Genomic DNA, 9,488 nt, shown 5'->3' on the forward strand with positions numbered 1-9,488 from the left:
GCCGATAATTATTCGTTGAGGATTCATATAGCCTGGTTCTGACGCACCCTACTAAAATCATCATTAGAGATAATTGATTGAGGTGCGTAGCGCCGATAATTGTTCGGTGAGGATTCATATAGCCTGGTTCTGACGCACCCTACCAAAATCATCATTAGAGATAATTGATTGAGGTGCGTAGCGCCGATAATTATTCGTTGAGGATTCATATAGCCTGGTTCTGACGCACCCTACTAAAATCATCATTAGAGATAATTGATTGAGGTGCGTAGCGCCGATAATTGTTCGGTGAGGATTCATATAGCCTGGTTCTGACGCACCCTACTAAAATCATCATTAGAGATAATTGATTGAGGTGCGTAGCGCCGATAATTGTTCGGTGAGGATTCATATAGCCTGGTTCTGACACACCCTACCAAACATCATCAAATGGTAAATTAACCCACCACAAAATTAACCAACTTACCAGGTACAACAATTACCTTGCGTAGCTGCTTACCCTCCAGGTGTCGTTGAGCAATTTCTGAGTCTTTGGCTAGTTGTTCCAAAGTGGATTTATCCGCCCCACTAGCCACCTGAATAGTGCCGCGAGTTTTGCCATTAATTTGAATTACTAAAGTGATTTCATCCACCACCAAAGCACTGGGGTCAAAAGTCGGCCAAGATTGTAAATGTACCGAATCACCATGACCAATTTGATGCCACAAATCCTCAGTAATATGGGGACTAAAAGGAGCCAGAAGTTTTAACAGAGTATCGATTCCTTCCTGATAAATAGGCGAGTCTTGAATGGGGGTAGCATCAGATAGGGCGTTACTCAATTTCATCATTTCCGATACCGCCGTATTAAATTGGTAATCCCCCTCTAAATCCTCCGTAACTTCTTTAATAGCATTATTGATGGCACGGCGTAGGTCTTTTTCAGTTTTATTCAGATTCTCAGTAGTTGATTTGGTACTACTAACAGAGTGATTAGCCGCAAATTCTGTAACTAACCGCCAGACCCGATTAAGGAACCTAAATTGTCCTTCCACATCAGCATCATCCCATTCTAAATCCTTTTCTGGGGGTGCTTTAAAGAGGATAAACATACGCGCGGTGTCTGCGCCATATTTTTCCATTACTAATAATGGATCAACTCCATTATATTTGGATTTCGACATTTTCTCAAAGAAAACCTGCAAGCGATCGCCTGTTTCCGGGTCTTTAGGTTCATTGGTGTTCACCTTATCAGGGGGGATATATTTACCAGTTTTCGGGTTTTTATAAGTAATCCCCTGCACCATACCCTGGGTTAGTAAGCGCTGGAAAGGTTCATCAAACTTTAATAAATTGCGATCGCGTAATACCTTCGTAAAAAAGCGGGAATACAACAAATGTAGAATCGCGTGTTCAATTCCCCCCACATACTGATCAACAGGCATCCAATCGTTAGTTTTGCTTAAATCAAAAACCTGGTCAGCATTTTGAGCATCAGGATAGCGCAGGAAATACCAGGAAGAATCAATAAACGTATCCATAGTGTCAGTTTCCCGCTTCGCTGGCGTGCCACAACTCGGACAGGGAACATTAACCCAATCTTCCAAACTTGCCAACGGAGACGGACCACGGCCGCTAAATTCCACATTTTCCGGCAATTTCACAGGTAAATCCGCATCAGGAACCGGAACCGCCCCACAGTCAGGACAATGAATAATCGGAATTGGACAACCCCAATAGCGTTGACGAGAAATCAACCAATCCCGGAGGCGATATTGAACCCTTCCTTCCCCATAGCCTTCATCTTCCGCATACTCAATCACCGCCTGTTTACCGTGGCTAGAGTGTTCGCCGCTAAAAGGCCCTGAGTTTACCATAATCCCCGGTTCCGTGTAGGCTTGCTTCACCTCATCATCCGGGTCATTATCGTTATCAGCATCATCAGGAACAATCACCTGACGAATGGGCAAATTGTATTGAGTAGCAAAGGCAAAATCCCTGACATCATGGGCGGGAACCCCCATCACCGCCCCAGTTCCGTATTCATACAGGACATAATCTGCAATCCAAATAGGAACCTCTTTTTTAGTAAAAGGATTGATAGCTTTTCCACCCGTGGGAATGCCGCGCTTGGGTTTATCCTCAGCGGTGCGTTCCATTTCGCTTTCAGCGGTCACTTGTTTAATAAACCCTTCTACCTCAGCCTTACGGTCGGGGGTGGTAACTTGGGCGACTAAGGGATGTTCTGGGGCGAGAACAACGTAAGTCACCCCATAGATCGTATCAGGACGGGTGGTAAACACAGAGATTTGATCATCAACTCCCACAATGGGGAAATCTAAACGCGCCCCCACTGATTTACCAATCCAGTTAGCCTGCATCAGTTTCACTCGTTCTGGCCAACCGGGGAGTTTTTCCAGGTCATTGAGGAGTTCTTCGGCGTAGTCGGTAATTTTGAGAAACCACTGGCGCAATAATTTCCGTTCTACTATAGCACCAGAGCGCCAGGAACGCCCCTCATTATCAACTTGTTCGTTAGCTAATACGGTTTGGTCGATGGGGTCCCAGTTAACGGCCGATTCTTTTTGGTAGGCGAGTCCGGCTTGGAAAAATTGCAGAAAAATCCACTGAGTCCAGCGATAATATTCCGGGGAACAGGTGGTTACTTCGGCATCCCAATCAATGGAAAATCCCAGCCGTTGGAGTTGTTCGCGCATTTGGGCTATGTTTTGATAGGTCCAGGTCTGGGGAGGGATACCGCGATCAATAGCTGCATTTTCCGCTGGTAGTCCAAAGGCATCCCATCCCATGGGGTGTAGGACGCGATATCCTTGCATCCGCTTGAGTCGTGCGATTACATCGGTGATGGTGTAATTACGCACATGACCCATGTGCAGGCTTCCCGATGGGTAGGGAAACATGGATAGGGCATAAAATTTGGGTTTATTGGGGTCTTGATGGGTTTGGTACAACCCCTGTTCAGCCCATGTGTTTTGCCACTTCTGTTCGATGGATGCAGGATTATATCGGGACTCCACAGTTTAACTCCGCGCTGTTGATGATCATAGAACTCTCTGGGATTATTTTTGCACATTGAGGGCTCCATGGCATCTGTGAAATGCAGTCAGAGGAGATACCCCAGGGAGCGGTTATAATTATCCCGGTTGAATGGATAAAAATTCAATGGTGGGAATCAGGGGGTCTTTTACCATCCCCAACCCAGAAAATCCCCAACGTTGAACAATGCTTTTAATTTGAGAACCTGATATAGATTCAACGGTAAAGCGATCGCTAACTTCTGCGCCATGTTGGTTCAGGTAGCTAAGGGCTTCAAAATGTTCGGCAAATAGCAGCACATAGCTTTCTGGTAAATCGGGGTTAGGATGAGCGGCTACATATTGACCATCCTGTTGAGAACATAGTAAATAATACACTTGGGAAAACATTTGTCAAATATCCATTATCTTGATGAGAAAACACCTTTAGGGTAAGTGATACGTTTATGGTTAACTTGTTCCCAGACCCGGACGAAAATTTCGGCGATTTTCGCCATATCTTCCCGTGTTAATCCCGAATCTACTAATTGATTATCTTGCCACCGAGCGCGCAGAATTTTATTAACCATTTGTAGGGCTTCTTCGTGGGTAGCATCTTTAAGCGATCGCAATGCCGCCTCACAGGAATCTGCTAACATCACAATACCAGTTTCCCTAGATTGGGGGATAGGTCCATCATAGCGAAAATCCTCTTCCTTAACCACAATGCTATCATCTTTTTGAGCTCGCTGTTGGGCTGCATAATAAAAATAAGCAATCAACATTTCTCCCTGATGTTCGGGAATAAAAGCCTGAATAGCTTTAGGTAAGCGACATTTACGAGCCATAACTAACCCCTCGCTGACGTGCTTTTTAATAATGCGAGCGCTTTCTGTGGGGTCGTCAATTTCATCATGTTTATTCGGACCACCCATCTGATTTTCAATAAATCCTAGGGGGTCGTGCATTTTACCAATATCATGGTACAGGGTTCCCGTGCGTACCAGTTCCACATTACAGCCTAGGGCGCTGGCGGCGGATTCTGCTAAAGTAGCCACAAACATGGTATGCTGAAAAGTGCCAGGGGCTTCTGTGGCTAATCTTTTCAGTAGGGGGCGATTAGGATTAGCTAATTCTGCTAATCGTATGGGTGTAATTAGGTCAAAAACGTGCTCTAAATAGGGGCTTAATCCTAAAGCTACAATACTCCAAGCCAAACCTTCAAAAACCTTGAGAGTGACCGCCCCCAGCAGCACATGAAAAATCACAGTAGCAGTAGAACTTATCATCAGGGTAGCGATTAAATACACTAGCCCTTTAGTGACACCTACCACCCCACCGAGGAGGGCTAATTCTTCACGCGATCGCAACTTCCCAGCCATTAAACTACCCACCAGACCACCAGCGGCACTAGCCACCAGGGAAATGGTCTCAATTTCCATACCAATAGGCAGCATTATTGAGAGCATAGTTACCACAGTAACACCGACTGCAGAGCCATAAAAACTCCCAATTAATAACCCCACCGCTGGCAAATTAGTAGCTGGTATTTTTAACAGCAATAAAACCGGAGTGCTGAGACTCAAAATCAATAACAGAATGTAATCTCGTCGGCGCAAACCCGGACGGAATTTTTTTTGCACCACAAGCACAATCAAAATGGAGACTGTCACTAAGCAGACAAACCCCATTAAGCCTCTCCAATTAATCCCCCGTTCACTCTTCCCAAAATAGTCAAGGATGACAAATTCCCGCTGAGTGATCGTCTCACCTGGTTGGATAATCACATCACCTTTATTGACATTCACCACCACGGTTTCAACTTTTTGGGCAGCTAATTCGGCTCGTCGTCGGGTAGCCACGGGATCTTTAATCAAATTAGGCCGCAGATATCTACTTAAAACCGTATGAGCAAAGCCTTGGGATTCTGGGGGAATTACACCGTTAATATGGAGACTGGCAGCTTGTCTGATAATGTCATTAGGTAAACCTAGAGCGATACCTTGGGATAGCATTTGTCTAGCTATCTGTAAAATGCTAAATTGGGTCTCTTGCCACAGTGGATCAGACCAGTTTAATACAGTGGTATCATATAAGTCTCTAGCTTCTGAGGTCTGTTGTTCGGAGAGTAAATCAACCGCTTGGGCATAGCTGCGACGAGCATTTGAGATTTCCGCGATTAAATCTGAAAAAACTTCCTCGTCAACTCGGTTGCGGTATTGAGACAGTTGTAAATAAGCCTTACGTTGCTGTCTTTCCTGCTCCAATTTACTCTTAAACTTTTGGATATTAGATTTATCGACCGTGACGGTTTCCGGTTCGTCGGTGGTTTCTAAACTAGGGGTCTGATTAACTTTGGTAATCAACTCTTGCCATTGTCGTTGTGGTAGCTGGCGAATATGGCTCTGGACATCTGTGGAGACAATGCCAGTATTGACATAGGGAAGAGGTCCAGCTAGTTCTCGAATGGTGTTAATTTGATCAAATACTGATTCGAGGTTTTGCCGAATTTCCCGGTCAATAGTCGGATCGATAACCAGAACCGATATCTCGCCAATTTGAGCGGCTCGGCGCTTTTCTTCGGTGGTTTTTAGATCTTCAATGCTGGCATCAGCGGGAGCGATAAAGGCTTCAGGAGCATATCTGCCGACTGATAATCTGGGTTGGTTATAAAAGCGAACCCCCATGACACCTGTGAGGGTGCTAATTGCTATTACCCACAGGACGGGATAACTGATTTGAGACGATCGCCTTTTTCCGGTGGGGGAACTGTTACCGTTTCCCGCCTGAGTTTCTGAGTTCTTCAATGCGATCGCCCTGGATTTTTGCTTATTTGTCCCTTGATTTACCACTTCAGCCGTCCCTCCTCGCGATGATAAATGGCGAGTATGACCCCGAAGTCGTTCAATCTGTCGGGTGATTGACTCAAACCTATCCATACAAACCTATCCGGCATGATTTAAATTTAACCTAAATACCCAGCGCGATATTGCTCAATTGGGATGAGTCAGATTTCCGCACCAGTAGTTATTTAGGCCCTAGACCCCCCGAATCCGCCCCCTTTCCGCCTAGCGGCGGGCAGTGTTTGTTATTTTAACTTGTGTTTTGTTCGGACGGGTATAAGTCCCGCGAACTCCCCCCTTTTTTGAGTGTCTGGATACATAGATTTGCCGCGTCCCTTGAGGGGCTCGATGCCAGGAAAATGGACATCTACCTATCACGTCTAATCGTATTATAATCCTAATGGGGCGATCGAGTTGGTTCGCAACGGAGCCAGGTCAGAATCTATCCGCCGGAACCCAAGCGTCTATATAGCCTACAACCCCTATTCTACCGTTACTTAGGTGTTACTCAAAGCCATAACAGAGTAACAAGTGAGTAAAAAATGAGTAACGCTACTGATACCCCTACAGTAGGGGGAAAGGGCAACTATGACGACAATTACACTAGGTTCATGAAAGCTTATCAGGATTTTAAGGGGGAATGTCCCAAAGGGGTAACTCTCAAACTTCAAAAGACCGGGACTAGGTACAACCTGCTATTGCAGTTTAAGCAACCACCTACCGGGAAACGGCTACCCAAGACAGCTAAYCTTGAGTGTACACCTCAAGGGGTGATAGACGGGGTTAAGAAAGCTAAACTGGTATCAGAAGCCCTAGGGACTATCACTAGCGCTAGTGAATTTTGGGATTGGTACGATGCGACTATCTTAGGAAAGAACCAGATTGAGGATAATCTGATAGCCTATCGGGAAATATTCCAACAACTAGAGGATGAGTATTTTGCCGGGTACAACCGCAACACAGGACGGAAGCGTTCTCGCGATATCGCTAGTGACTTAGCGTCTTACGACACTACTAAAGGGGCATATTTCAGGCTGTTCCCTAACTGGGATGAATATCCTAGCTGGGAGAGTTTCAAGGCTATGCTATATATTCCCTTGCAGAATGGAGAACAATTAGTAGGCTCCAAAACTTTCAAGGAACGTTACTACATTTTAAAAGCCATAGCCGAGAAATCACCTAACAAAGACCACTTGCTTAAACAGCTTGAACCTATTAACCCCAAACAAACGCAATTCAAAAAGAAACAGCGTATAAGCATTGATGCCTTTAAGGATTGGTGGTATAGCGCCAAACAAGAAGCCTATACTATTAAAGGTCCTCAACATCAATCATCCCGACATAACTGGTTATGGGTGACTGGTATGACAGTAATGTACGGACTGAGGCCAACTGAAATAGCCGCCGCCGTTAATCTAACTAAGCCATTTGTAACTGAAGATGGTGTAATCATCAAAGCACTATCAGACCCTGATAATCAAGACAATTACTTGGTATTAGGAGATTACACTTATTTTACTGACGCAGAAGGTCGGAAAGTGAGTATTAAAACAGGGGGAAGGATTGTAGATCCAATACCTAGCCTTGATATGTTTGAGTTCCTGGAATTAAAAAGGCCTTTATTGCCTCAGTACACCCCTAAAAAAGGCAGTAAACCCAAAAGCATAGTTACAGGATTTGAGGCCTTGTTTAGTCAAAAAATTTCCTCTATGAAATGCCCGGTAACTCAAAAATATGCCTTTCGTAGGCTGTACAACCTGTTAGGTGAAAAGTATGGACTACCTATTGAGTTGAGAGCGAGACTTATGGGACATAGCACAATCGTCAACGAGAGTAAATATAAAACAGAAGGGATTGACGCTACCTTAGAAGTCCTCAAAGGGGTTTCTAAGTTACCTATACCATTGAACGTAGCCATAGAACGGTTAACAGCGTTAGGGTTTGATGTTGACACTCCAGAAGCTAAGGCATTTCTCAGAGTTATCTATCAGATAGATTAATCTAATCGTCAACCTTTCATAAATTAACACCCCTAGATTAAACCCCTAGGGGTTATTTTATGGCTACAGATTGATGGATCCTGTTATGGCTTTGAGTAACACCTAAGTAACGGTAGAATAGGGGTTGTAGGCTATATAGACGCTTGGGTTCCGTCAGAGTGTGTTAACTATAAACCCTTATCCTGACAGCGATAGCGAGCTATTACTCAACCCGATAACTATGCCTAGTTACTCAAATGTTACTCACCATACAGATAGTCCTGAAGTTGACGACAAAAAAATAGATTACTTAACAATCATGTATGACAAACTAATACCATTAGTGATTGCGGCAATTCAGGAATTATCAGAAAAAATCGACAAATTAGAAAATATGCTAAACACTCAACAATAAATTAACAGATAATGCCTAATGCACTTAATATATCAGAGAGTAACTGGTTTAAGGTTTATGAATTTAATTTTAGGATAGAAGATGATAGTACTCTACACGGTACTAAAAAATTGCCTGACATTTCTGGCAGTAAATTTATCAGGATATTATTTGACGCTGACAGTGTACCCGTGTACTGGAAAATGGCAGGGTGGTTAAAATTTTACACATACAATGATGTGAAGCAGAATATGATGGTTAAACGTGAAATTATATGGCATGAATATCAAATAATTGAATCACCACCATATAGCAATTTTTACGCTTCATTTTCTCCACTAGAAAGGATTAAATGGTTTACACTTCATTTTTGGAAATTAATATAAATGAACTTGGTAATAGTTGAATTAGGGTTAATTATTGTCGCGATTATTATCAGTATGTTCATTACGCATACAGGAAACCTAATTATTGAGAATAGGTTAGACGGTATCCAAAATGGCCTAAATTATTTGATTAGATATGTTAGTGATTTTATACCATCAACAGTTTGCAAAAAACAGTTAGAAGATAAAAAGCAATCACCCCCTCTTCCAATTAACAGAGATGATATTGATGATGGTTGGAGAAAACCCTAACATCAATTATTAATTAATGAAATCACAACAATGAAACCTTTACTAAGTTATTACGGGGGAAAGCAACGAATAGGTTCTAAAATATTGCAATATTTCCCACCACACAAAATATATGTAGAACCTTTTGCCGGTGGAGCTACTTTGTTATTTTTAAAAGCATTACCTACCGTAACAAATTAATGCGATTATAGAGAGTGCATTAACGATACAAGCAACCTTTTAATCAACTTGTATAGAGTAGCCAAAAAATACCCTATTGAACTTAATAATGAAATTCAAGCTACATTATATAGTCAATCAGAGCATAATAAGGCAAAAATAATTTGTAAGAATCCAACTAAGTATAGTGATATTGAACTAGCATGGGCTTATTATATTAATATTACTCAAGGATTTAGTCATAGATTAAATACAGGAGTGCGAGACGTTCAGGCATGAAATAAGGTTGAAATACCTGAAATAACCGCCTGGTGGGGACTTCAACCCCTTGGTTGAATACAAAGGAGCGCACTCCTGACCATCCTCATAACTGTTTATATGTCCCAGCGATTAGTATCACACGATACAAATCAAGGCAGGGAACCCAAGGTCAAAGCAGAATTAACTTATACAAATTACTT

General features: G+C 42.9%; 7 protein-coding genes. 4 read left to right on the forward strand and 3 right to left on the reverse strand.

Features of this window, described 5'->3' with window-relative positions; genetic code table 11:
* Nucleotides 1-437 precede the first annotated feature (437 nt).
* The 3 genes from leuS to B9T16_RS22120 all read right to left on the reverse strand — a co-directional run bounded on the left by leuS (nt 438) and on the right by B9T16_RS22120 (nt 5,953).
* A complete protein-coding gene (leuS, locus tag B9T16_RS22110; RefSeq protein WP_410245777.1) occupies nt 438-3,017 on the reverse strand; it encodes a leucine--tRNA ligase in 2,580 nt (859 codons plus the stop codon).
* 117 nt (nt 3,018-3,134) lie between these two features.
* Complete coding sequence (locus B9T16_RS22115) at nt 3,135-3,425, reverse strand: hypothetical protein (RefSeq protein ID WP_006616680.1); 291 nt, start codon at nt 3,423-3,425, stop codon at nt 3,135-3,137.
* Nucleotides 3,426-3,439: 14 nt separating this feature from the next.
* A complete protein-coding gene (locus B9T16_RS22120) occupies nt 3,440-5,953 on the reverse strand; it encodes an HD family phosphohydrolase (protein WP_006616679.1) in 2,514 nt (837 codons plus the stop codon).
* A 446-nt stretch (nt 5,954-6,399) separates the two neighbouring features.
* Here B9T16_RS22120 and B9T16_RS22125 point away from each other — a divergent pair, with 446 nt between their 5' ends.
* From B9T16_RS22125 to B9T16_RS22140, 4 genes are all read left to right on the forward strand, one after another.
* Nucleotides 6,400-7,857 (forward strand): recombinase, encoded by a 1,458-nt coding sequence (locus B9T16_RS22125; protein ID WP_410245778.1) that lies wholly within the window; start codon nt 6,400-6,402, stop codon nt 7,855-7,857.
* 405 nt (nt 7,858-8,262) lie between these two features.
* Nucleotides 8,263-8,616: a hypothetical protein gene (locus tag B9T16_RS22130; protein ID WP_410245779.1), complete on the forward strand. Its 354-nt coding sequence runs from the start codon at nt 8,263-8,265 to the stop codon at nt 8,614-8,616.
* Complete coding sequence (locus B9T16_RS22135) at nt 8,617-8,868, forward strand: hypothetical protein (protein WP_410245780.1); 252 nt, start codon at nt 8,617-8,619, stop codon at nt 8,866-8,868.
* Nucleotides 8,869-8,898: 30 nt separating this feature from the next.
* Entirely contained in the window at nt 8,899-9,048 is a 150-nt protein-coding gene (locus B9T16_RS22140) for a DNA adenine methylase (protein WP_410245781.1), read from the forward strand.
* Nucleotides 9,049-9,488: the final 440 nt, after the last annotated feature.

It is taken from the genome of Arthrospira sp. PCC 8006 (assembly GCF_046480465.1).
GTDB lineage: Bacteria > Cyanobacteriota > Cyanobacteriia > Cyanobacteriales > Microcoleaceae > Limnospira > Limnospira platensis.